22 protein-coding genes are annotated in these 23,663 nt (G+C 40.3%); 13 read left to right on the top strand and 9 right to left on the bottom strand.

The window, feature by feature from the left end:
• Positions 1-26 precede the first annotated feature (26 nt).
• The 10 genes from QOL76_RS16525 to QOL76_RS16480 all read left to right on the top strand — a co-directional run bounded on the left by QOL76_RS16525 (position 27) and on the right by QOL76_RS16480 (position 11,179).
• The gene (locus tag QOL76_RS16525; RefSeq protein ID WP_283414089.1) at positions 27-686 is read left to right on the top strand and encodes a hypothetical protein; all 660 of its coding nucleotides are present in this window, start codon (positions 27-29) and stop codon (positions 684-686) included.
• Between the two features lie 661 nt (positions 687-1,347).
• The gene (locus QOL76_RS16520; protein ID WP_283414088.1) at positions 1,348-1,794 is read left to right on the top strand and encodes a response regulator; all 447 of its coding nucleotides are present in this window, start codon (positions 1,348-1,350) and stop codon (positions 1,792-1,794) included.
• A gap of 6 nt (positions 1,795-1,800) precedes the next feature.
• Positions 1,801-4,230 carry a PAS domain S-box protein gene (locus QOL76_RS16515; protein ID WP_283414087.1) on the top strand — a complete coding sequence of 810 codons (2,430 nt, stop codon included), beginning with the start codon at positions 1,801-1,803 and terminating at the stop codon, positions 4,228-4,230.
• A 161-nt stretch (positions 4,231-4,391) separates the two neighbouring features.
• Complete coding sequence (locus QOL76_RS16510; protein WP_283414086.1) at positions 4,392-5,936, top strand: cupin domain-containing protein; 1,545 nt, start codon at positions 4,392-4,394, stop codon at positions 5,934-5,936.
• 181 nt (positions 5,937-6,117) lie between these two features.
• Positions 6,118-6,543 (top strand): hypothetical protein, encoded by a 426-nt coding sequence (locus tag QOL76_RS16505; protein ID WP_283414085.1) that lies wholly within the window; start codon positions 6,118-6,120, stop codon positions 6,541-6,543.
• Between the two features lie 444 nt (positions 6,544-6,987).
• Positions 6,988-8,067, top strand: coding sequence for a fatty acid desaturase family protein (locus tag QOL76_RS16500; RefSeq protein ID WP_283414084.1), 1,080 nt, complete (start codon positions 6,988-6,990; stop codon positions 8,065-8,067).
• 257 nt (positions 8,068-8,324) lie between these two features.
• Entirely contained in the window at positions 8,325-8,711 is a 387-nt protein-coding gene (locus QOL76_RS16495) for a VOC family protein (protein ID WP_283414083.1), read from the top strand.
• A gap of 49 nt (positions 8,712-8,760) precedes the next feature.
• Complete coding sequence (locus tag QOL76_RS16490) at positions 8,761-9,150, top strand: VOC family protein (RefSeq protein WP_283414082.1); 390 nt, start codon at positions 8,761-8,763, stop codon at positions 9,148-9,150.
• A gap of 71 nt (positions 9,151-9,221) precedes the next feature.
• A complete protein-coding gene (locus tag QOL76_RS16485; protein ID WP_283414081.1) occupies positions 9,222-10,919 on the top strand; it encodes an amidohydrolase in 1,698 nt (565 codons plus the stop codon).
• Between the two features lie 11 nt (positions 10,920-10,930).
• On the top strand, positions 10,931-11,179 hold the full coding sequence (locus QOL76_RS16480; RefSeq protein ID WP_283414080.1) for a VF530 family protein: 249 nt from the start codon (positions 10,931-10,933) through the stop codon (positions 11,177-11,179).
• Between the two features lie 333 nt (positions 11,180-11,512).
• Here the strand turns inward: QOL76_RS16480 and dnaN are convergent, their stop codons facing one another.
• The 6 genes from dnaN to QOL76_RS16450 form a co-directional block, all read right to left on the bottom strand.
• Positions 11,513-12,637: a DNA polymerase III subunit beta gene (gene dnaN / locus QOL76_RS16475; RefSeq protein WP_283414079.1), complete on the bottom strand. Its 1,125-nt coding sequence runs from the start codon at positions 12,635-12,637 to the stop codon at positions 11,513-11,515.
• Between the two features lie 212 nt (positions 12,638-12,849).
• The gene (gene gldG, locus QOL76_RS16470) at positions 12,850-14,538 is read right to left on the bottom strand and encodes a gliding motility-associated ABC transporter substrate-binding protein GldG (protein ID WP_283414078.1); all 1,689 of its coding nucleotides are present in this window, start codon (positions 14,536-14,538) and stop codon (positions 12,850-12,852) included.
• A complete protein-coding gene (gldF, locus tag QOL76_RS16465) occupies positions 14,535-15,254 on the bottom strand; it encodes a gliding motility-associated ABC transporter permease subunit GldF (RefSeq protein ID WP_283414077.1) in 720 nt (239 codons plus the stop codon). The genes gldG and gldF overlap by 4 nt, the downstream gene beginning before the upstream one ends.
• On the bottom strand, positions 15,251-16,156 hold the full coding sequence (gene gldA, locus QOL76_RS16460) for a gliding motility-associated ABC transporter ATP-binding subunit GldA (RefSeq protein WP_283414076.1): 906 nt from the start codon (positions 16,154-16,156) through the stop codon (positions 15,251-15,253). The genes gldF and gldA overlap by 4 nt, the downstream gene beginning before the upstream one ends.
• A 135-nt stretch (positions 16,157-16,291) precedes the next feature.
• On the bottom strand, positions 16,292-16,816 hold the full coding sequence (locus QOL76_RS16455; protein ID WP_283414075.1) for a peroxiredoxin family protein: 525 nt from the start codon (positions 16,814-16,816) through the stop codon (positions 16,292-16,294).
• A 168-nt stretch (positions 16,817-16,984) separates the two neighbouring features.
• Positions 16,985-17,683: an SDR family oxidoreductase gene (locus QOL76_RS16450; RefSeq protein ID WP_283414074.1), complete on the bottom strand. Its 699-nt coding sequence runs from the start codon at positions 17,681-17,683 to the stop codon at positions 16,985-16,987.
• Positions 17,684-17,830: 147 nt separating this feature from the next.
• Between QOL76_RS16450 and QOL76_RS16445 the strand changes: the two genes are divergently transcribed.
• The gene (locus tag QOL76_RS16445) at positions 17,831-19,132 is read left to right on the top strand and encodes an amidohydrolase (protein WP_377919237.1); all 1,302 of its coding nucleotides are present in this window, start codon (positions 17,831-17,833) and stop codon (positions 19,130-19,132) included.
• A 21-nt stretch (positions 19,133-19,153) separates the two neighbouring features.
• A complete protein-coding gene (locus tag QOL76_RS16440; RefSeq protein ID WP_283414073.1) occupies positions 19,154-19,609 on the top strand; it encodes a DUF3995 domain-containing protein in 456 nt (151 codons plus the stop codon).
• A 35-nt stretch (positions 19,610-19,644) separates the two neighbouring features.
• Here the strand turns inward: QOL76_RS16440 and QOL76_RS16435 are convergent, their stop codons facing one another.
• From QOL76_RS16435 to QOL76_RS16425, 3 genes are all read right to left on the bottom strand, one after another.
• On the bottom strand, positions 19,645-20,205 hold the full coding sequence (locus QOL76_RS16435) for a hypothetical protein (protein WP_283414072.1): 561 nt from the start codon (positions 20,203-20,205) through the stop codon (positions 19,645-19,647).
• Positions 20,206-20,247: 42 nt separating this feature from the next.
• Positions 20,248-20,808, bottom strand: a complete 561-nt coding sequence (locus QOL76_RS16430; protein WP_283414071.1) for an alpha/beta fold hydrolase — start codon at positions 20,806-20,808, stop codon at positions 20,248-20,250.
• Between the two features lie 82 nt (positions 20,809-20,890).
• The gene (locus QOL76_RS16425; RefSeq protein WP_283414070.1) at positions 20,891-22,264 is read right to left on the bottom strand and encodes a DEAD/DEAH box helicase; all 1,374 of its coding nucleotides are present in this window, start codon (positions 22,262-22,264) and stop codon (positions 20,891-20,893) included.
• Between the two features lie 47 nt (positions 22,265-22,311).
• Here QOL76_RS16425 and QOL76_RS16420 point away from each other — a divergent pair, with 47 nt between their 5' ends.
• Complete coding sequence (locus QOL76_RS16420) at positions 22,312-23,655, top strand: dihydroorotase (RefSeq protein ID WP_283414069.1); 1,344 nt, start codon at positions 22,312-22,314, stop codon at positions 23,653-23,655.
• Positions 23,656-23,663: the final 8 nt, after the last annotated feature.

Raw genomic sequence — 23,663 nt, 5'->3', positions numbered from 1 at the left:
TGTTAACTTTATAAAAAACCAACGCCATGAAAAATTTTCTTTGTGCTCTTCTAGTGGTCTGCGCACTGCAGGCATGCCAACCTAAAGAAACAATACCAGACACCTTGCCTATGAAAGTGGCGATGGCGTATGGTTTCGACAAGTTTGATGAGGTCAACTCCATCGCCTATACCTGGAATGTACAGCGTGACTCGGTGAATGTACTTTCCCGTGATTGGAAATGGAATATCAAGGACAATACGGTCTATTATTCAGGCACGGATACCACATTTACCTATAGCCTAGCATCTGATTCTTTACCTGATAAGGATTCTGGATTTGTGAATGATAAGTATTGGTTCATGATGCCATTCCAACTGGCTTGGGACACAGGTTATACTTATGAAACAGAGGAAAATATTCCGACTCCGATAAAAGGGACAAATTCTACTAAACTGACCATACGCTATGGTTCTGGCGAAGCCAAATCTCCGGGAATGGGATATACACCGGGAGATGCCTATGATTTGTATTTAGATGAAAACCATAAAATTTTAGAATGGACTTTTAGAAGAGGGAATGGAGCAGAAGGAAGAACCTGGACGTGGGAAAACGAGGAAAAATTCGGCCCAATTACACTTGTCAAAGACCATATGGGACCAGATGGTAATCGGTTTATTTGGTTCACAAATATCTCTGTGAATTAATTCTAATAAAGATCTTATTACCTAGCCGTTTGTATCAAGCAAACGGCTTTTTTATGGCTTTTCCTGATTGTAATAAATTACAACTCAAACTTTTCGTCCATTCTCCTAATAGCCGAGTAAAAGAACCCGCCTCAAAAATCGCAGATTCCTTTTGAGTGCAAATTGAAAAGCAATCCGTTGGCGGCTTATTCAAAGCAGACTAAAAGATAATTGTTGGCTAAAGTGTAAATAGCTTCATCGGAAAAGTATTAAAGGCTCCTTTTCTTCAAGTGCTGGGTACGATGAAGTCTTGTTCCAATGAACAAAAAGTGGCAGGTATAACCCCTACTAGGTGGGCGATGCGAATGGTGATCCCGAAAGCAATAGAGTTGAAGGTAAATTTCATCATCGCCCTCGAACCTACTTTTTATAGTCATTTGGATGAGGCTGCCAGTGAGGAAGCCGGATCTGAGTGTATGGAACAAAAAGAATATTTCAGGAGCTCCTGTAGCGCATATACTTCAATTGGAATTTCCTTAAAATGCGGAGAATCTATAAAATGTGGATCGAAGAGGGCACACCAAAGTTTGTACCCCTTTCAAAAACCACTATTAAACACATTGATTTATGCTATATTTGAAAATAGTGACATATAAAATCCTAATAGGCAATACTATTTTCAATGAGCTTAGGCCCCATTAATCTTTTACTCGCTGATGATGACGTAGATGATCGATTCTTTTTTGAAGATTCTCTCTCAAGGTTACCTATCGAAACGAATCTTACTACAGTCACAAACGGCGTAGAGTTAATGACCCTGCTTATGACTTCCGAGGACAAGTTGCCTGATGTGGTTTTTCTTGATTTGAATATGCCCTTGAAATCAGGTTTTGAATGCCTCGGCGAACTAATGGCGGATGAAAAATTCCGAAATTTGCCTATTATAATATATTCCACTTCAATGGATGAGCCAATAGTGAACTCTCTATATGATATTGGCGCATTTCGTTATATCAGGAAACCTGCCGAATATTCTAAACTGAAAGATGTGATATGTAAGGGACTTACCTCTTTGGCTAACAAATCCGAGAAACCCACCAAAGACAATTTTGTAATCCAATCTCATTAATAAGCTATGATTGAGCAAGGTTCAGCTATCGCTTCATTTCCAATAGGAGGCGGTGAAATGGGTCAATTGATCCGTGAAAAGGATTGGAGTAAAACCTCTCTAGGTGACTCCAGCTTTTGGCAACAAAGTTTAAAAACGACACTTAACATCCTCCTATATTCTAAATTCCCAAAGTTTCTTTGGTGGGGACCAGAATTACTTTGTTTCTATAACGATGCTTACAGACCAAGCTTAGGCAGAGATGGAAAGCACCCTTCAATTCTTGGCATGCCTGGGGAAGAAGCCTGGCCGGAGATCTGGGAAACTATCAAGCCACTCATGGATCAAGTGCTGGAAGGGGGAGAATCCCTATATTTTGAGAATCTACTAGTCCCGATTCATCGAAATGGTCATATGGAAGATGCATACTGGACGTTTAGTTATAGCCCTGCGTGGGATGATAGTGGGATAATATGTGGCGTAATAGTCACCTGCGCTGAAACTACCCAAGAGGTTTTTTTGAAACGAAAACTGGAAAGTAGTGAACGTAAACTCAGGCTAATTATTCAGCAGGCACCTGCATCCATTGCGACTTTTATGGGGCCAGAATACCATACTGATATCGCTAATACCAACGCGCTTAACATGTGGGGAAGAAAAGCGGAAGAGGTCATGAATAAGCCGATTCTTGAAATTTTACCTGAACTCGAAAAACAGGGAATAAAGGGACTATTGGATGAGGTATACAAAACCGGAAATCGTTTTGCTGCATCTGAACTACCAGTTAAACTTTTGCGGGATGGGGAATTAAAAACTAGCTATATCAGCTTTAGCTATGAAGCCCTTTATGATGAAAGTGGTGAAATAAATGGGATCATCAGTATTGGACATGATGTGACTGAGCAAGTCATTGCTCATAAGAAAATAGAAGCGAGTGAAGAGAAACTCACTATGGTCATTGATGCTTCAGAGCTCGGGACCTTCGACTTTAATGTTAAAAATAAAATCCTGGATGGTTCAGACAGACTTCATGAGATTTTTGGACTCGCCCCTGGTTCAAATATTCACCATGAAGACTTTGTGAGTAATATCCACCCAAAGGATCTGAAGGTTAGACAAGCTGCTTTTGAAAGAGCATTCATTAGTGGAAATTTAGAGTATACTAGTCGGGTCATCACAAATGGAAACCAAATTAAATGGATCGAGGTAAAAGGAAGGGTCCATTTCGACAAAAAAAATAACCCGGAAAAAGTAATAGGAACGGTAAGAGACATCACTGCAGAAAAATTAAATATCCAAAAACTCGAGGAGAGTGAGCAGAAATTCAGGCTTTTGGCAAACTCACTTCCTCAGCATATTTGGACTGCTGATAACGAAGGCAACATAAATTATTTTAACAAATCTGTTTATGATTTCTCAGGATATTCTCCCGAGCGACTTGAGGAAGAAGGGTGGATAGCTATCGTGCATCCAGATGATAGAGCAGGAAATATAAAAGCTTGGTCAGATTCAATATCCACAGGAAAAGACTTTTTATTTGAGCATAGGTTCCGCAAATATGACGGCACTTACAGATGGCAGCTTAGCAGAGCTAAACCTCAACTGAATGAAGATGGAGAAATTCAAATGTGGGTAGGTTCAAGCACTGATATTCATGATCAAAAAGAATTCATGAATGAACTGGAAAAACTAGTTGTCGAACGCACAGACGAACTCGCCAAGAAGGTAAAAGATCTAGCAAGTATGAATAAAGAGCTTCAATCTTTTGCCTACATTTCTAGTCATGATTTACAGGAGCCGCTTCGTAAAATCCAGACTTTCTCTACTCTCCTCCTTGAACAAGAATATGAAAACCTCACTGAGCAAGGGAAAGAATTTTTCAAACGAATGCAAAGCGCTGCTCAGCGAATGCAAAACTTAATTAGTGATTTACTTGCCTACTCCAGAACGAGCATTTCCGAACGTAAGTATGAACCTACGGATCTAAACAAATTAATAGTGGAGGTTAAGATGGATTTGAAGGAGGAATTAGCTGCGCATAATGCCACTGTAGAGTCAGATGAACTTTGTACCCTGGATATCATCCCTTTTCAGTTTCGGCAGTTACTTCAAAACCTCATCAGCAACTCCTTGAAGTTTGCGGTAAAGAATCGGGCCCCTATCATCAGCATCAAGAGCGAAAAAAGAAAAGGCAGAGAAATTGAAGCTGAATTTCTTTCGCCAGATATTAACTATTGCCACATCCGTATATCCGATAACGGAATTGGGTTTGAAGATCAATATAAAGAGAGGATATTTGAATTGTTTCAGAGACTAAATGGAAAGGATAAATACCAAGGAACTGGAATAGGCTTGGCGATAGTGAAAAAAATCGTTGAAAATCACAATGGATACATAGCCGCACACGGCAAGCCTGACCAGGGAGCTACATTTGATATTTACCTTCCGGAAAGTTAATCTGACATGGGTAGTTTGTAGGAAAACAGGCTTGTAGATACAAATCATTTTTGGGGAATTGCTTCCCTAATGTCTTGACCTTTAGCAAATACGTATTTGTATTTTCTTGCTATATTACTTTTTACAAGATATCAAGACACAGTATCCCAACCCAATAACCCATGAAGGCGAAAATATTTATACTACTTTTTTTACTCCTAATTATCCTCAGAGTAGAAGCTCAGGATGGCTATAAATACGGCCCAAACTCAGAAGTCTATGAGACTATTCCTAAAGGAACTGTAACAAAACATTCTTGGGAAAGCACCACATTTCCAAACACAATCCGGGATTACTACATCTACATTCCGGCGCAATATGAAGCTTCCCAGCCCGCTGCGTTGATGATTTTTCAGGACGGACATGCTTATGTCAATTCAGAAGGAGATTTCAAAGTTCCTACCGTTTTTGACAACCTCATTGCTCAAGGAAAGATGCCAGTTACCATTGGACTTTTCATCAATCCTGGCCACAATAAAAGTCTACCAGAACCCGAAAACCCTTGGAGAGCAAGTAATAGGAGTTTGGAGTACGATGACATGTCCTCGACATACAGTGATTTCTTGTTGAACGAAATAATTCCTGAATTAAAGATGAGTTATAATATCGCAGATGATCCAAAAATGCGAGCTATTGCGGGACTTTCTTCTGGGGCAATCTGCGCCTTCAGTGCAGCTTGGTTTCATCCGGAATCTTTTCATAAGGTACTCAGTCACTATGGAAGTTTCACAGACATCCGAGGAGGACATAATTATCCGCCGATGATCCGCAAAACCGATAAGAAAGACCTAAAGGTTTTCATGCAAGACGGCTCATCCGATTTAAACAATCACTATGGAAACTGGTGGCTAGCCAACCTACAAATGGAATCAGCACTAAAATTCAAAGACTATGAGTATGAGTTCGTTGGAGGCACAGGAGGTCATAACGGGAATCATTCCGGTTCGATTTTACCGGAATCACTAGCTTGGCTCTGGAGTGATGTGGTGCCAAAAAGAGTCGTTTCTCAGGTATATTCTTATCCTTCAGGGAATACTGACACGCTTCTTATGGAAGGAGAAACCATGCATCTTGACGATATGGTTTTTTCAGTGAATTTCATTAAGCCATCAGCACAGAAAACCTTCTTAAACGCCAAGAAAGAGCAAATTTTGATAATCAAGGAAGGAGAAGTAAAAGCAACTTTGGATGGCAAATCCAAAACACTCGGCGCAAACAGTGTGGTAGTCCTTATGCCTGGCGACCAAGCGAAGTTTACAAGCACATCGGAAGGCGCGGCATATTTCCAGATGGCATATACTTCAAAGGGTATTGATATGAAGCGTGGAAAAAAGGCCGGATCAGAGATATTTGATTACAGCGAACTAGAATTTAAAGAACATGATCGCGGGGGAATTAGGGATTACTTTCACCGAGAAACTTCCATGTGTCCGTACTACGAAATGCACATGACAAATCTGAATCCTGGTATAAAAAGCCATGAACCTCATACCCACCTAGCCACAGAAATAGTCATCATGATAGAAGGCGAGACAGAAATGGAAATTGGTAATCAGAAATACCTGGGAAAAGCTGGAGATGTATATTTCCTAGGCTCATCCGTGCCACATGCGATTCGAAATACTGGAAATGAGCAAACGAGGTATCTGGCATTTCAATGGAATTAAATTTAAAGAACAACGCTAAACCAAATCCCATACTTAGTGTAAAAGACCGCACCTCAGATCCAAACAAATACCTCAAAAGCGAAACATAGCTCCTAGTAAAATGAATAGCTCAGACCTCAAGCCGGCAATCCATATAACTTGAGTATATTAAATACTTTCAATCAACCCGTTCCTCACGAACATGAAAAAAGCAGCTCAGATTATTATCGCCTTTGCCACATTTGTCGCTGTATTCTATTTTACTTTTTGGATTTACGGCGCTATTATCTCAATTTTTTTCGATTCAGATCCTCCGAAATGGGCAATGGTAATTTCGAGCATTGCAAGTTTTATTACAGCAGGCTATCTAGCATATAGTGTTTGGAATAAACAAACCAACAAGATGCCACGTCTAGGATCTTACATACTCGGTGGAGCACTCGGGCTAGGTGTAGTAGGCTTCGTACTAGGATTTTTTGGCCCTTTGATTTTTACCCCTGAAGCCAACCAAGGTCCTTTACTTGGTATTCTTATTACGGGTCCAGGTGGTATTGCACTGGGTGCCATAGCAGGCTCCATTTATTGGAAAGTAAAAAAAAGAAAAGCTATTAAACCTGCACAAAATTGATTTTCTCAAATTAGGAATAGGATCTTCGAATTGGAAATGGCAGGTACAAAATTGAGATTCCCCGAACTTTCATGCTTCTTATTTTATATCCTAAAACCTATCAAACTACAAATCAAGTACATACTAGCTTGGCATTGTAAACTTTTGATACTAAGGATTTGAAAAATAAACTTTATAGTCCCCTCCCAACTCAAGTATCTAGTATATAGGACTTAACGGCTTAATATGTAAGCTTTTCCTAGCGTACCTAAAAATGAATAATTCATAGTATTGGATTTATAACGTGTATTGAATCAAAAATCCTTTACTTGATGGAATATCTTCATCTAAAAAACTCCTAAAAGAGCACTAATTAGTTCTAAACAAATCCACCTCGGTAGATGTAATGATAGCAAAACCCAAACTCTTACAATAAGAAAAGAGATACTACAGCAACAAATAAAAATGAAAAAATTAAAATTCGATAAAACAGTTAATGCTGAATTCTCAAAAATATTACGAATTAGGGTTAATGATCACTTCAAAAAGAACAACAAGAATATTTATGGAAATGGAAACATGGTCTTCAAGACTATTGTTATGCTGTCAGTTTTTCTTATCCCCATCATCATTATTTGCACAGGGATAGTAGCTAGTCCATATTTACTTTTTGCGCTATATGTTACCAGTGGGCTCGGAATGGCTGGAGTTGGCATGGGAGTAATGCATGACGCCATTCACGGGTCTTATTCTAAAAACCCAACCGTAAATAAATATTTGGGCTATACTATGAATCTCATAGGTGCAAATGCCAATGTTTGGAAGGTGCAGCACAATGTTCTTCACCATACGTACACCAATATTGAGCATGCGGATGATGATATCAATGCGCCATTTTTCTTGAGATTTTCCCCTAATGCGAAGCTGTATTGGATACACCGATTTCAATACTTATACATTTGGTTTTTTTATGGACTCTCTACGATCTCCTGGATCACCACCAAAGATTTTGTGCGGGTCAACCGCTATAAAGAAATGGGCTTTTTCAAAAAAGGAATAGAATTCAAAAAGGAGATCTTAAAGATTCTCGGATGGAAAATATTCTATTACTCTTACGCCTTAGTAATTCCTCTACTTATGGTGCCTCTGCCAACCTATATAATCATTCTAGCATTTTTGAGTATGCATTTTGTTACTGGGATATGCATCAGCGCGGTGTTTCAGACCGCTCATATTGTATCAGATGCCTCTTTTCCCCAGCCAGATTCTGAAGGTCAAATGGAAGGCAATTGGACAGTTCACCAACTGGCAACTACCAGCAATTATGCGCCAAAAAGCAGGTTCTTTTCTTGGCTGATTGGCGGTCTGAATTTTCAGGTAGAGCACCATTTATTTCCGAATATTTCACACATTCACTACCGTGAGCTTTCAGGGATCGTGTCGAAAACAGCTGAGGAGTTTAATGTTCCTTACTTTGTGAAAGCCACCTTTCTAGGTGCACTTAGAGATCATGTTTACATGCTGCGCCAGCTAGGTAGAGCTTAGGTGGTATGATAGACTAAAAGTATCTCAATTGTCTAAGTTGAAACTTTCAAGACTAGGCCTTGAGGTGATTGGAGGGCTTATCCATTTCAGGCAATTCTATTTAGCATAGGAATTAAAATTTTATGATCATGCACTCAAAATAAAGACGAGGAACATTTTACATGTTCGCCGTTGACATTATAGCTCTTTGGAGTCATCTGCAGCTTTAGTATCTTAATGTGAAATCGACCAGTCCTGCAATCGCAACTATTTCATCCATGAAAACTGATTTCATATGTACTATTCCAGTCCTACCCTCTCAAGACATTGCTAGAGATTTAGATTGGTATTCTAACAATTTAGGGTTTGTGAAAACCTTCGGAGACCATATGTATGCTGGCATGCGCCTAGAAGAGATTGAGCTTCATTTACAATGGCATGCAGATACACCTGAAGATCCTCTTTTGGGAGGTTCGGTGGTGAGGATTTTCGTAAAAAACATTGAGCCCTATTTTGAAGCTTTGGTGATCAAAGGCATTTTAAAATCTGAAAAACTGATTAAAAATACTGCTTGGGGAACCCATGAATTTGGCTTGTATGATTTGAATAATAATGCAATTTTCATTGTCGAAGACATTGAATCCTCTGCTGAAAAAACTTCATGAATTAGTGACTAAGGTTTCAAATACCTTTTGCTTTTCACTACTTGCACCAATGAAACAACAACTAGGACAAATAGCCATTTTGGTAAGGGATTACGATGAGGCAATAGAGTACTATACAAATATTTTAGGTTTTGAATTAATCGAAGACACCCATATCAGTGATGTAAAGCGCTGGGTGAGGGTTGCTCCTCCTGGATCTACTTGCCATTTGCTACTGGCGAAAGCTGCCAACGAACTTCAGAGAAATCAAATTGGCTTTCAGTCTGGAGGTAGGGTATTTCTATTTTTATATACTGACAATTTCTACCGGGATTATCATAATTACACTGCTAAAGGAGTTGAGTTCATCAGAGAACCTTCCGAAGAAGCCTTTGGAACAGTGGCAGTCTTTAAGGATTTGTATGGAAACCTTTGGGATTTCATAGAGCCAACCCAGTAAATAAGTGATTTTCAATACTTTTGAAAAAATCACTAATTTGTTACAATTCTAATTTTTCAACTAGACGAAATATGAAAAACCTCATCCTACTTAGTTGGTTCTGTTTGATTCTTTTCTCCTGCGAAACTCAAGTTGGTTCTGATATACCCACCACTATTTATGTTGGTGGAGATATCATCACGATGGAAGGGGATGAACCAGCGTACGCTGAAGCTTTGGTAGAAAAAGAAGGGGAAATTCTTTTTGTCGGCACTATAAACAAAGCCAAAGAAATCGCCGGGGAAGATCATCAGCTGAAAAATCTAGAAGGGAAGACCTTGGTGCCAGGATTTATAGATGGCCATGCACATTTTGGAGGATTTGGAGCACAGGCTATCGCAGCTAATTTATTGGCCAGCCCTGATGGTGAGGTCAATTCCATCCCCGAATTAGTCGCCGAATTGAAGTCTTGGCACTCAGAAAATGGAACTGATAAAACTCAGGGATGGATCGTTGGTTTAGGATTTGACGATGCTGTTCTAGTTGAAAATCGCTTCCCTACCAAAGAAGATTTGGATCAGGTTTCCACTGAAGTCCCAATTTGTATCATTCATATTTCCGGTCACTTTGCCGTGATGAACTCAAAAGGTCTCGAAATGAGTAATATCACTGCAGAATCAAAGGATCCTGCAGGTGGAGTAATCCGAAGAATGCAAGGAAGCCAAGAGCCGAATGGAGTTCTCGAAGAACTTGCAGCTATCCCTTTATTTTTTCCAATTATTGGTCCTTCTGATCCTGAGTTAGCTTTTTATTATTTAGATAAATCTCAGGAAATGGCAGCCAAATTTGGCTACACCACTGCCCAAGAAGGAAGAGCAATGGCAAATCATGAGTTGATGGCAAGCTATGCGGAGAAGGGTAAATTTTATCTAGACGTAGTTTCCTACATCGACTATACAGCTCCTCAGTATTTTGACACCAAATGGTATGGAAAGGATTATACCAATCGCTACAGAATAGGTGGAATAAAAATGACGCTTGATGGATCACCTCAAGGAAGAACTGCTTGGCGGACAGAACCCTATTTAATCCCGCCAGATGGACAAAATAAAGACTATAAAGGATATCCTGCAATCGCTCAAGACGCCGAAGTACAACGAATAGTCAACATGGCTTTTGAAAATGAATGGCAACTACTTACGCACGCGAATGGGGATGCCGCAATGGACCAATTGATTCGAACTCTCCGACCTGCTATTACAAAATATGGAAACCAGGATCGTCGAAATGTGCTAATCCATGGTCAATACATTCGTCTGGATCAATTGGATAGCCTTGCTGATATGGACGTGATTGCTTCACTTTTCCCAATGCATACTTTTTACTGGGGAGATTGGCATAGGGAAATCATAGGTCAGGAAAAAGCTGATCAGATTTCTCCACTTCGCTCGGCTTTGGATCGAGGGATGAAAGTTACTTCTCACACCGATGCTCCAGTTGCATTTCCAAATTTGATGATGATCTTATGGACCACTGTCAATCGGGTTTCCCGAAGCGGTGAAATTATTGGTAAAGAAGAGCGATTAACTCCTTACGAGGCCTTAAAATCTATTACGATCTGGGGCGCTTTCCAGCATTTTGAAGAAAATAGAAAGGGCAGTCTGGTGTCGGGGAAATTAGCTGACCTGGTTATTTTGGACCAGAACCCCTTAAAGGTTGACCCAATGTTATTGAAAGACATTCAAGTAATGGAGACCATTAAGGAAGGAAAGACTATTTTTAAGAAATAATTCGAAAATAAATGTCTGACAATCCTATTCCTGAGTCACAACCCAACAATCCACTTCACGGCGTAAAGCTTGCAGATATGGTCGAGCATCTGGTAGAGTTCTATGGATGGGAGGAACTTGGTGAGCGGATAACTATTCGGTGCTTCACACATGATCCCTCGGTTAATTCTAGTTTGAAATTTCTTCGCAAAACTCCATGGGCTAGAGAGAGAGTGGAAGGTTTGTATTTGAAGTCTTTGCGTGATGCGAAGAAAGGTTAATTGTAACCTTTGAGGTCTTCAAGACCTCAAAGGTTTTGATTGAATAGTGGATTTAGTAAATTGGTTCAAATCTCATGACTTGGACCTACCAAAATCAAGTCTTCAGACTTCTATTAAGTGAAGCATATAGGAGGGTCAGAATACTAAATTTCATAGGGCACAAGCTAAAGAATTGCGCCAGAAAGGATCATTGAATCGCATTTGTGCTCTCTGCGAAAACCTCCCTGCGCATTGTGGTTCAACTAATCAAGACCTTCGAGGTATTCCAAACCTCAAAGGTCATAAAAAAACCCGAAGGAATCTTCGGGCTTTTCGTTTTATGGTTTGTGGTTATTATACGTAGTTATTCAACATCACAGGCATTACTAGCATTAGGATGTCTTCGTTTTCATCCTGCTCAGCCGGAAGGATCAAACCTGCACGGTTAGGCGCAGAGAACTTCAAGCTAACTTCTTTGCAAGAAAGGTTATTCAACATTTCCACCAGGAATTTCGCGTTGAATCCAATTTCGATATCCTCTCCATCGTGCTCACAGGAAAGTCTTTCGTTCGCCTCGTTAGAGAAATCAAGATCTTCAGCAGAAATCATCAATTCGCTACCCGTCAATTTCAGTCTTACCTGATGGGTTGTTTTATTTGCATAAATCGCGATACGACGAAGTGAACTTAACAATTCTGAACGGTCAATAGTCATCACGTTCGGGTTTTCCGCAGGAATTACATTTTCGTAATCAGGGAAACGCTCGTCGATCAAACGACAAATCATCTTGATGTTATTGAAGTTGAAATAGGCGTTTGACTGATTAAACTCTACAGTTACCGGAAGATTTTCTGAAGGCAAAGTTGACTTCAAAAGGTTCAATGCTTTACGAGGAATAATCAACGTAGCAGCATCCTGTGAAGCGATATCTACTCTTCTGTATCTTACCAGTCTATGTCCGTCAGTTGCTACGAAGGTAGTATTTGTTGGGCTTAGATTGATGTAAACACCAGTCATTGCAGGACGAAGTTCATCTGAACTAGTTGCGAAGATCGTGTTAGAAACAGCTGAAGAAAGCACCTCAGTAGACATGTCTACAGAAGTAGCGTTGCTTACAGTTGGGATTTTCGGGAAGTCAGTTGCATTCTCACCAGCCAATCTATATCGACCATTGTCAGAACTGATCTCAACCGCGTAAGTATCATGATCAATGCTGAAAGTAACCGGCTGCTCTGGTAGGTTTTTCAACGTCTCGATCAAAATCTTTGCAGGCACCGCGATATTTCCATCTTCCTTAGCCTCCACGTTGATTTCAGTAATCATAGAAGTCTGCAAATCAGATGCGGTAATGGTCAATAGACTCTCTTTGATCTCAAAAAGAAAATTTTCCAAAATTGGCACTACGGGATTGGTTGTCACCACACCATTGATAGCCGAAAGCTGCTTTAATAATGCAGAAGAGGAAACAATAAATTTCATATGATTATAATTTTTCTATTGAAGGTCATATGGAATCTCGCATAGATTATGAACATCCCAATCTGAGAAGTTTAGTCATGCTCGATTTCATATCGTAGGGCTTAATATATTTTTACTTTTGAATGGGGGTAAATTTATAAATAAATTCTAATTCGAACCGTCGTATAAATGAATCTCTGACAAAATAATGAAATAGAACCTATTTTTTTGACTCAGTTTATTCTGCGGCTATACTTATTCTTTCTAATCCACCACACCAATCCTCCAAAAATCACCAAAACAATCACCGGTGCTAGCACATTCAATCCTTGCCAGAATGCCTTTTGCTGCGCAATCTTAGCCTTATTCAAAGGACGAATCTGAAAAGATCGGGTACGGGAGGCAATAATTCCTTCCGGATCAGCAAGATATTGTGCTAGGTTTTTCAGGAAAAGCTTATTTGCAAAAGTCGTCTGACTAAAGGGATCTTCGCCCAAGGCCAAAGGCGTTCCATCCTCCAGATTTGTTAATGCTTGAAAAACATCACCATCACCTACTACGACCACTTTTCCTTTACCACTTTCCTTAAAATCTGCTTTCGCAAAGCCTTCTGGTAGGAAACGGTTTTTGTACAAGGAAGTGAATTCCCCTTCCAATAAATAGGCAAGTGGTAAATTTCTTAGCCCAAATTGCTTCACATCAGGCTCCTGCTCCATATCTGCAAAAGCCACACGCACGGGCGCTTGCAAAATACGTGACAAATCAGAACTAAAGATCAAAGGTGTTTTAGTTACTCCATCAGCTTTCACAGTATCAAGGCTACTAGCAAATCGAAACTCAACCACATCCAAGCCTTTGGTAATCGCATGCTCCTGCATCCTACCAGCCAAAATATAAAATGGCCAAGGCAAAGAAACCATCTGCTGCTGATCTCCGAAATTCCCTCCCATCACAGGAATGTAGCCAAAGTTCAAGTCCTGAATCAAATCTTTATTCACACGTATTCCATAGCGGAAAAGAAGCTGATCCAAACCTACATCTACAGGCATTCCTAATGTGCCTTCACCTCCAGCATTCTCAATATCGACAGCCACGCCGTCTAGCAATACCACGAGATTTCCGCCTCCCATCACGTATTGATCAAGCAGGTAAATCTCACGTTCGGTAAATGCTTCCTTAGGTCCTTGGATAAAAATCATCTCAAACCCAGCTAAATCTGCTGGTGTTTTCGCTTGCTCAAGCGGCACCTTGAATAACTCAAAATCACCATCCAAAGCCTCTACCATGCCGTAGCCTTCATCCGAACCCATTTCTCCATGGCCCATAATCATGGCAATCGAGGAAGACTCAGGGGAAATCAATTGCCGGATCGCATTGCTTAACTCGAACTCCAAATTCTCAATGGATTGATTTAGAGTTTGATCTGGACTCATTCCGCGCTCTCCTTTGAGAATTAATGCTCCCGTTTCATATTCTTCATTGCTGACAAGAATACCCGGGAAAATAAGTTGCGTCTGCAAACCAGTAGGCTTATTGACAGAGAGATTGGTAGGGTTAATTCCGTACTGAGTTAAGGAAAGTATAAATTCCTCCTGCAGATCAGCTTCTATGCTTAATGGATCAAAATAAGAAAAAGTGATTTTCTCAGGACTGTAAGCATTAAAGGTGCGAACCGTTTCCTCAATAGATTTTTGCAATCTCCGCATGCCGCCGGGAAGGTCTTCACTCACCAAAAGAATATCCACGTGAAGCGGTTCGGTGATTTGCGAAAGCACTTCTTCTGTAGCAGGATGCAGAGAATAACGGTTTTCCTCAGTAAGATCAATTCTGAAATTCAGGAATTGAGCCAATAAGACAAACAACAAAACACCTCCGAAAAGTATCAACCAAGGCTTAGCAATATGTAAAGCGGCGTTTTTCATTTATTTCTCAAAGCCAATACTGCACCGCCCAAAAACAACCAGATCATCCCGAACAAAAAGAATAGATCTGCCGAATCAACCACCCCTCTACTCAAATTGATGTAATGAAAACTTAAGCTCACTTCATCTGCCCAATAGGAAATATTTCCAAGCTGCATATCCGCCAATGCCGAGAATCCAAAATACAAGACAAAACATAAAAACACACCCAACACGAAAGCAACTACTTGCTGTGAAGTAAGAGCACTCGCGAATAAGCCAACTGCAGCGAAAACCGCTCCTATCATAATCAAACCTATCCAAGAGCCAAAAAAACCAGCTTGATCAAGGTTTCCTACAGGATCACCAAGTTGTATAATGCTATAGAAATAAAGCAAAGTTGGTACAAGCGCTACCAGAACCAGACAAAGCAAGGCTAGGTATTTGGCCAAAATAATCTGCACCAACGACAGTGGTGAAGTTCTTAAAAGCTCCCAAGTTCCGGTTTTGAGCTCATCAGCGATAGCTCGCATAGAGAGGGCCGGAACCAGAAAGGTAAATACATAGGGAGTATAAGTGAAAAGTGCCTCAAGATCTGCATATCCATATTCCAATACGCTTGTTTCCGGAAAAACCCAGACGATCAACCCTAAAGCCACCAAGAATAAGGATAGCACTAGGTAACCTAACAGGCTACCAAAAAATGAATTGAATTCTTTTAGAAAAAGGCTGCTCATCTAGTGATCTCTCTAAAAATCTGTTCCAAATTCTTTTTACTCTGATTCAAACTAATCAGGTTCAAGGAGCGCTCCTGCACGATGTTCATCACAGCTTTCCTTCCTAAAGCTGCATCTTGACAAGAAATCATCAGCTCTGAGGTTCCTTTGGAACCAAAGATCACAGTGCCAACATTCTCAAACCACTCCAGCTGTAACTCCTCCTCTGTCTCCAGAATCAATTGAACTTCATTCGTTCCAGATTTCAACCTACTAAGTGAATCTGAAGCAAGGATTTTCCCTTTATTAATGATCACCACATCATGGCAAATAGCTTCTACTTCCTGCATGATGTGCGTGGAAAGAATAAGCGTTTTGTCCTTTGCCACTTCTTGAATCAGACTTCTTATTTCTACCAATTGATTTGGATCGAGACCAGTCGTCGGCTCATCCAAAATGATCACTTGAGGATCATGGATCAAAGCTCGCGCAAGTCCTACCCGCTGCCGATAACCTTTGGAAAGTTGTCCTATTTTCTTGTGCTGCTCCGGCTCTAGTCCGGTGCGATGAAGCAATTCCTTGGTTCGGGATTTTAAGATTTGACCAGACATTCCATATAAGCCTCCGGAGAATTCCAGAAATTCCCGCACATACATATCAAGATATAAGGGGTTATGCTCAGGCAGGTAGCCAATGAGTCTACTCACTTCCTTCGGTGAATTCACAGCATCCTTTCCCATCACAGTAACTCCGCCAGAGTTGGCAGAAATGTAACCAGTAATCACCTTCATGGTGGTTGATTTCCCTGCTCCATTTGGTCCCAAAAAACCAAGTATCCTTCCCGGTGTAGCCGAAAATGACACTTCATCAAGTGCTTTTTGTGTTCCGTAAAGTTTGGTGAGCTGGCGTACTTCTAGAGACATTGGGCTTTTTTAGTCATTCAAAAGTAGGGAAAAAATGTAGCTTTCATTTGCAAAGACTTGATTGACTTACTTAACGAAAAAAAGGGGCAATTCTGATTTTGATAATCTAGCCAAAATCAGAATTACCACCCCGAATTATTTACCAGCGCTCAATTTCTCAAGTAAAAGCTCAATCTTGGTGATCCCTACATATTCGGCAACCAATTGCTTTTTACCATCATAAACGTAAATTGAAGGCACACTTCTTACTTGATAGAAACTAGCTACTTTCATTTCAGAATCAAGTAAAAAATGAACGTTGCTCTTGTCCTTAATTCCTAGACCATCTGCAAAACCTATCATTTCCTCCATAGGCTGCACCGTTGTTAGAATTAAGTTGTAGTCCTTAAACTCTTCAATTCTTTTGGAAATATTCCCGAGTTCCTCTTGGCAAAGATGGCAGGTGGAGTTGTAGTAAATGAATAGTGTCGGCTTTGCCCCCGCCACTCCGTGAATTGAGGTAGCCTTTCCATTGATATCATTCAAGGTAAAGTCTGGCAGTTCGCTTGGAGCAGTGAGAATAGCAGCTTCAGCGGAAGTTCCTAGTTGAGACAAATACCCCATGTAGGATGCACCACCTAAAAGGACTATCAGTAGAATTATCAGATTTGTTTTTTTCATAGCTCAAAAGATATTTTTCAAAATAAACACATAACTAGCTCAAAACAATTTTAAAGCATGCCAAATGGCTATTTTCTGGCTTCTAAAACCACAATAAATCTCATAAAAAACACCGATGAGCCTCTTTAAAATACTCATCGGTGTTTGAATTATTTTTACAGTATATTCTTATTTCTTGCCTTTTGGCCTCAAAGGTCTGCATTCCACATCAGCCACAAAGTAGTTCGGATGAGTTTCTAAAGTCTGTACCATAGTGGTCGCCACATCGATTGGCCTCATCATATTTTCATTAGCGTCTACACCCTGTATATCGTCGAAAAAATTGGTTTGAATTGAGCCAGGATAAATCGTGGATACTTTAATACCAAAATCTCTTAGCTCCATATAAAGTGAATGGGAAATCCCTCTCACTGCATGCTTGGTACCTACGTATCCAGCAAACTTATTCACTCCATTCAATCCTGCGATAGATGCCACATTCAAAATATGTCCTTCATCTGCAGCTTTCATACCAGGAATCAAGCGCTTGGTGGTATAGAAAATCCCGTGAACATTGGTGTCAAACATGGCTTTCCAGTCCTCTGAGGAGAAAGTTTCTGTATCCCCAGCTACCCCAAATCCAGCATTGTTTACAAGGATTCTAATATCTTTTCCAAGTTTTCCAGTAGTTGCTTGAAACGCATTTTCGACTGACTCTTCTTTTGCCACATCACAGCTAAAAAAATGGAAATTTTCATGCTGAAAGTCTGGTGCATTTCTCCCCCAGCCAGCGACTACAGTTCCTTTTTCAAGCAGTAATTTTACTAACTCCAGTCCTATACCTTTACTTACGCCAGTTACTACAGCTATTTGATTATTGAGTTGCATAGATTCTTATTATATGATTGTTCTATACAAAGTCATTTGAATTGAAATAGTTCTTTTCAATAAGACTTTTAAGCATTTGGCTTTGAAAAAGCTTGAGCATTAGCACATTTTTCTAAATTTGATAAATACCAATACATAGCACCAACCATGAAATACCTTTTATACTCACTGTTTTTTGTGTCAATGTTCGTAGGAACAGAAACGCTTTTGGCACAAACAGCACTCCGCTCAACTATCGACACAAAAGCAAACGCAATTGAAGCCAAAGTGATCGAGTGGCGCAGGGATATTCACATGCACCCTGAGCTGGGAAATCAGGAGTTTCGCACTGCAAAGAAAATAGCAGACCATCTTCGCTCTCTTGGAATTGAGGTGACTGAAAATGTAGCTGTAACTGGAGTAGTTGGTGTGTTGGAAGGTGGAAAGCCTGGACCTACAGTCGCGCTTCGGGCAGATATGGATGGGCTCCCAGTCACCGAACGCAATGATTTGCCTTTTAAATCTGTAAATACAGCAACTTACAATGGTCAGGAAACCGGAGTAATGCATGCCTGTGGCCATGATTCTCACGTCGCCATATTGATGGGAGTGGCAGAAGTGTTGGCCAGCATGAAAGGCGAACTACAAGGCACAGTGAAATTTCTTTTCCAACCAGCAGAAGAAGGAGTTTTTGATGCAGATATAGCTGGTGCTGAGCTAATGGTAAAAGAAGGCGTGATGGATGACGTGGATGCCGTTTTCGGCTTGCATATCAATTCCCAAACCGAAGTAGGAAAAATCGGTTATAGATCTGGACCGATCATGGCAGCAGTAGACAATCTGGAAATCACCGTCAAAGGTGTACAAGCACATGGCGCTTATCCTTGGTCAAGTGTGGATCCAATAGTCACTAGTTCACAGATCATCATGGGACTTCAGACTATACTTTCCAGAAGTGTAAACGTCACCCAAAATCCTGCTGTAGTCACAATCGGAGCGATCCACGGCGGTATTCGTCATAATATTATCCCAGAGGAAGTCAAATTGATAGGTACCGTAAGAACATTTGGCGATGAGCAGCAAAAGCTGGTACATAAGCGGATCAATGAGATCGTAACTAATATTGCTGAAAGCGCAGGCGCTACCGTTGACTTGAAGCTCGAGAAACTATATCCTTCCACGGTCAATCATCCAGATTTGACAAAGGAAATGCTTCCATCGTTGGAAGCTGCAGCAGGAGCAGAGAATTTAATTTATTTGAACCCGGTGACAGGTGCAGAAGATTTTAGCTTTTTCCAGAGGGAAAAGCCGGGTGTGTTTATCTTTCTAGGAGGCATGAAAAAAGGTGGTGACCCATTGACTACACCTTCGCATCATACGCCTGGATTCTATATCGACGAAGGTGGATTTGTGCTAGGAATGCGAACCTTGAGTTATTTCGTTGTGGATTATATGGAAAAGAATAAATGAGTAGAATAATAGCTCATGATTATGAAATCAACTCTAGCCATACTTTTAATTGTAATCTTTTCTATTCTTGCTTTAATTCATTTTTACTGGGCAAGTGGAGGGGTTTGGGGATTTGAAAGTGTCATACCTACAAATGAACAAGGGCAGCAAATGCTGAGTCCGCAGACATTTGACAGCATAATTGTTGGGTCTGGACTAACTCTATTCGCAGCATTTTACTGGATAACCTTCATTTCGGCAAATCGCAAATTACCGTTTTGGGTTAGAATAATTGGGCTTTGGGCTGTCCCACTAATTTTTGGGTTGAGAGCTTTGGGTGATTTCAAATACATTGGTTTTTTCAAGCAAATTAAATCATCAGAATTTGCGAAAACAGACACCTTATTCTTTTCTCCTTTGTGTTTAATTATAGCGATAGTAGGATTTAAATTACTGTATAAAAGCCGGCAAATTTCAAGAAAAACCAGTTCTATTTGAACTGGTTTTTCTTTTTTAGGAAATCATATTATAGATCAAAAAAGAGGTGGCACTTTAAAGTCACCCTCATAATATTTTTCGAAGATGAAGGTATCATCAGACAACTTTTTATAAGCTGCAATCTTTCCTGAAGTATCATTGCTAATGAAGGCATTTATTAAGTCATTGAAGGCAGAAAGCCCTAAAGCTTGCTGAAATCCATGACCATCTCTGAGTAAGAGCAACGTGCAATTAGTATAATACTCTGCGAGCACATCGTATGATTTGGAGTAAATCAAATGGTCAAAAGCTCCTCCAATCAGAATCATCTTCCCCTCAAATCCCAACAATCGATCGTAGTTGGTTCCATAGAAATCGAAGTTGTCATTTTGATAGGTGATCCAAAGTGGATTACTCAATGTTTTCAGTACTTCTAAGTTTGGATTGATCTTTTGAGAAGAATCTTGCATTCCCGAGACGGCTATAGCATGTTCAAATGCCCGCACAAGTAATGGGATATTTGTTGCAGAATCTTGGGTAGAAGCCAACCCCTTCAGCACATCCTGAAAAATCATAAACTCAATCAGATTGTGCTTCGCAGCGGCCTTTCGCCCCAAATTTACATTGTAGAAATTTGCATAATAACTGAAATCAAAGTTCTACTCATCATTAAGTGTCAAACCTTGAAAGGTTAATCCTGAGGAAGGAAAACTCATGTTCTTTTGAACGTCAAAAACCAAGGGATTAACACTGATCATTGTGCTTACATGCTGAGGAAACAAGGAAAGGTAATGCTGCAACACCATGGCTGAAGATGAATATCCCAACAAAATCACTTGCTCTTCCCCGAGTAATTCCTGCCTAATTACCTCTATATCACGAGCTACTTGATCTTGATTATAAAGGGTGTAAGCCAATTGATAATCTAGACTTCCAGAAAGCATCACGCCTCTTTTTAGCTCCTCATTATCCTTTCTCCCCTTGATCAAAACAAAATTATTGGACTCAGAGAAATCCAGCAATTCATGAAAAGGCATATAAAGTTCATCGAAAGCATCCTCTAATAGAAATACCGTTTCCTTTTCTGCATCAAACTCATTTAAGAACTCAACCTGAATTTCGATTTTCCTTGAATCGGGTAGCTGATGGTTGTATGGAACCAAAAAAGATTGTGCCTGAAGGGAAGCACTGACAAAAACAAAAAATAAAACTAATCTCACATCTCAAATTTTATCATTACAAATAAAACTTCAAACAGATGGAGATTAGTTTTAGAGAAAATTAACCTTTCTTAGTTATAGGCTATTTCCCCTTATTTTTCTGATGCTTGGTCTTCAGCTGATTTCTATTGGTCTTGGCTTTGGAATTTTTATTGCCACGCTTTTTCTCTTTCTCCTGTGCCTCTAGATGCGGGTTCGGCTTTTTATGTTCCTTTTTCTCATGAAAAGCTCCTTTGTAATCAGGATTATCGCGTTGGAGTAAACGATCCAATTCACGCGCATAGGCTTGTTTTTCTTCATAGGGAGTCGGCGTTATGTCCACTTCAGAAGGAATTTCAGCCTCTTCAACTTTCATTCTGATGATCTCCTCGATCTTGTCAAAGTGATATTCCTCGGCAGGATTCACGAAACTGATTGCTTTTCCTTCATTCGTCGCTCTTCCTGTCCTCCCTATTCTATGCACATAATCCTCATAGATCAACGGCACATCAAAATTTACCACGTGAGATACCATTGTTACATCCAATCCTCTGGAAGCAACGTCTGTCGCCACCAAAATCCGAACATCTCCGCCTTTGAAATCCTCAATGGAATTGATTCTTGTATTCTGTCCTTTATTGGCATGGATCACCCGAACTTCGCCATAACTTCTATGACTCAAAAAGGCGAAAACCTCTTCTGCATTTCTTCTTGATCTGGTAAAAATGATGGCTCTATTGATCTCTTCATTTTTAAAGAGATGAGCAAGAAGACTAAGTTTGGTCTTAATATTTGGAACCAAGTATTTCACCTGACCAATAGTCTCAGCCGTAGTAGCCTGAGGAGTAACTTCTACTCTTTCCGGAAATTCCAAAAACTCCGCTGCAAAGCGATCGATTCGTTCTCCAAAAGTCGCGGAGAAAAGTAGGTTCTGTCGCTTTCTAGGAATGATTTCCAAAATCGATCGGATCTGAGGCATAAAGCCCATGTCCATCATTTTGTCAGCCTCATCCAGCACCATGGTTTTTATTTCTTTGGTCAGGATTTTTCCTTTTCTATAAATATCCAGAAATCTCCCCGGGGTAGAAACGATGATATCCACGCCTTTTTCTAGGATTTCTATCTGAGTTTTTGGTCCCAAACCGCCATAAAGCGCAACCATTCTCAGGTCCGTATTCGCTGACATTTGAACCACCACTTCTTCGATCTGCATTACTAGCTCACGAGTAGGTGCCAAAATTACTGCTCTGGCATGATCCCCTTGGGCATATTTCACCTTCATTAGAACCGGCAACACATAGGCAGCAGTCTTACCAGTACCTGTCTGAGCGATACCTAATACATCGTGACCAGCAAGAGCAAGAGGAATTGCTTTTTCCTGAATTGGGGTAGGATGAACATATCCGGCGTCCGCCACGGCATTCAATAGCTGTCTATTTAGCTTAAATGCTTCAAATGTTGAGGCCTCATTGCTCATGATTCGTTAATTTTGGTTGAAATAGTAAAATCCAAAAAGGAATAAAGATGAAAAGTATTCTGATCACCGGTGCAAATATAGTCAATGAAGGCCGGATAAGTCTTGGCGATGTGTTAGTAGAAAATGGAAGAATTTCAAAACTGGGTGACAACCTCAGTGCTGAGCAGGCAGATATCCATATAGACGGAACTGGAAAACATCTTTTCCCAGGGCTAATTGATGATCAGGTACACTTCAGAGAGCCGGGACTTACACACAAAGCTGAGATCTATACCGAAGCTAAGGCGGGAGTCGCTGGTGGTACCACTTCCTACATGGAAATGCCGAATACCATTCCCCAAGCCACGACGGTGGAATTGCTCGAACAGAAATACTCCAGAGCTGCAGAAGTTTCATTAGCGAACTATTCATTTTTCATGGGAGCTACTAACAGCAATTTGGATGAGATCATGAAAGTGGATTTTGAAAAAGTTTGCGGATTGAAGATTTTTCAGGGCTCGTCTACCGGAAATATGGTCGTGGATAACATTGAGTCTCTGGAAGGAATATTTAAGGAGTGTAAAGCAATAATCGCTATCCACAGCGAAAACGATGACATCATCAAAGCAAATTTCGATAAATACAAAGCTATCTACGGGGATGATATCCCTGTCAAATTTCACCCAAAGATCAGATCAGAGGAAGCTTGCTATGATGCTTCGAGCCGGGCAGTCGCCATGGCAAAAAAACATGGAACCCGACTTCACATATTACATATTAGCACAGCAAAGGAATTGGAGTTATTCACAAATACAATTCCTTTGGAACAGAAAAAAGTAACCGCGGAGGCTTGTATCCACCACATGTGGTTTGCTGAGGAAGATTATGATTCAAAAGGTACCTTGATCAAATGGAACCCAGCGGTAAAGACTGCAAAAGATAGAGATGCAATCTTCAATGCAATGCTTGACGGAACTATCGATGTGATCGCCACTGATCACGCTCCTCATACCTTAGAAGAAAAAGCACTGCTGTATACCAAAGCTCCTTCCGGAGGCCCATTGAATCAGCACAGTTTAGTCGCTATGCTTGACTTCTACCATCAGGGTAAAATCAGCTTAGAGAAAATTGCTCTTAAAATGTGTCACAACGTAGCCACACTATTTAATATTAAAGAAAGAGGATTCATCCGGGAAGGATATTATGCTGATTTGGTACTGGTAGACTTAAATAATCCATGGAAGGTATCCAAAGAAAACATTTTATCGAAGTGTGGCTGGTCGCCATTCGAAGGACACACATTTCAGTCAAAAGTCACACACACAGTCGTTTCTGGACATTTAGCGTACGAAAACGGTACATTTCATGAAGAGAAGAAAGGTGACAGACTTATTTTTTCTATAAATTTTTGATAATCCTA

The organism is Algoriphagus winogradskyi (assembly GCF_900182815.1).
Taxonomy (GTDB): Bacteria; Bacteroidota; Bacteroidia; order Cytophagales; family Cyclobacteriaceae; genus Algoriphagus; species Algoriphagus winogradskyi.
Note: the sequence above shows the minus strand (reverse complement) of the source record. Positions and strands in the feature narration are given on the sequence as shown.

What these genes read in the sequence shown, in the direction of transcription:
- gldG (WP_283414078.1), bottom strand. Translation starts at nt 14,538, where the DNA reads ATGAAAAACGCCGCTTTACATATTGCTAAGCCTTGGTTGATACTTTTC.
- QOL76_RS16505 (WP_283414085.1), top strand. Translation starts at nt 6,118, where the DNA reads ATGAAAAAAGCAGCTCAGATTATTATCGCCTTTGCCACATTTGTCGCT.
- dnaN (WP_283414079.1), bottom strand. Translation starts at nt 12,637, where the DNA reads ATGAAATTTATTGTTTCCTCTTCTGCATTATTAAAGCAGCTTTCGGCT.
- QOL76_RS16440 (WP_283414073.1), top strand. Translation starts at nt 19,154, where the DNA reads ATGAAATCAACTCTAGCCATACTTTTAATTGTAATCTTTTCTATTCTT.
- QOL76_RS16490 (WP_283414082.1), top strand. Translation starts at nt 8,761, where the DNA reads ATGAAACAACAACTAGGACAAATAGCCATTTTGGTAAGGGATTACGAT.
- QOL76_RS16455 (WP_283414075.1), bottom strand. Translation starts at nt 16,816, where the DNA reads ATGAAAAAAACAAATCTGATAATTCTACTGATAGTCCTTTTAGGTGGT.
- QOL76_RS16495 (WP_283414083.1), top strand. Translation starts at nt 8,325, where the DNA reads ATGAAAACTGATTTCATATGTACTATTCCAGTCCTACCCTCTCAAGAC.
- QOL76_RS16450 (WP_283414074.1), bottom strand. Translation starts at nt 17,683, where the DNA reads ATGCAACTCAATAATCAAATAGCTGTAGTAACTGGCGTAAGTAAAGGT.
- QOL76_RS16510 (WP_283414086.1), top strand. Translation starts at nt 4,392, where the DNA reads ATGAAGGCGAAAATATTTATACTACTTTTTTTACTCCTAATTATCCTC.
- QOL76_RS16520 (WP_283414088.1), top strand. Translation starts at nt 1,348, where the DNA reads ATGAGCTTAGGCCCCATTAATCTTTTACTCGCTGATGATGACGTAGAT.
- QOL76_RS16445 (WP_377919237.1), top strand. Translation starts at nt 17,831, where the DNA reads ATGAAATACCTTTTATACTCACTGTTTTTTGTGTCAATGTTCGTAGGA.
- QOL76_RS16425 (WP_283414070.1), bottom strand. Translation starts at nt 22,264, where the DNA reads ATGAGCAATGAGGCCTCAACATTTGAAGCATTTAAGCTAAATAGACAG.
- QOL76_RS16420 (WP_283414069.1), top strand. Translation starts at nt 22,312, where the DNA reads ATGAAAAGTATTCTGATCACCGGTGCAAATATAGTCAATGAAGGCCGG.
- gldF (WP_283414077.1), bottom strand. Translation starts at nt 15,254, where the DNA reads ATGAGCAGCCTTTTTCTAAAAGAATTCAATTCATTTTTTGGTAGCCTG.
- QOL76_RS16525 (WP_283414089.1), top strand. Translation starts at nt 27, where the DNA reads ATGAAAAATTTTCTTTGTGCTCTTCTAGTGGTCTGCGCACTGCAGGCA.
- QOL76_RS16480 (WP_283414080.1), top strand. Translation starts at nt 10,931, where the DNA reads ATGTCTGACAATCCTATTCCTGAGTCACAACCCAACAATCCACTTCAC.
- QOL76_RS16515 (WP_283414087.1), top strand. Translation starts at nt 1,801, where the DNA reads ATGATTGAGCAAGGTTCAGCTATCGCTTCATTTCCAATAGGAGGCGGT.
- gldA (WP_283414076.1), bottom strand. Translation starts at nt 16,156, where the DNA reads ATGTCTCTAGAAGTACGCCAGCTCACCAAACTTTACGGAACACAAAAA.
- QOL76_RS16485 (WP_283414081.1), top strand. Translation starts at nt 9,222, where the DNA reads ATGAAAAACCTCATCCTACTTAGTTGGTTCTGTTTGATTCTTTTCTCC.
- QOL76_RS16500 (WP_283414084.1), top strand. Translation starts at nt 6,988, where the DNA reads ATGAAAAAATTAAAATTCGATAAAACAGTTAATGCTGAATTCTCAAAA.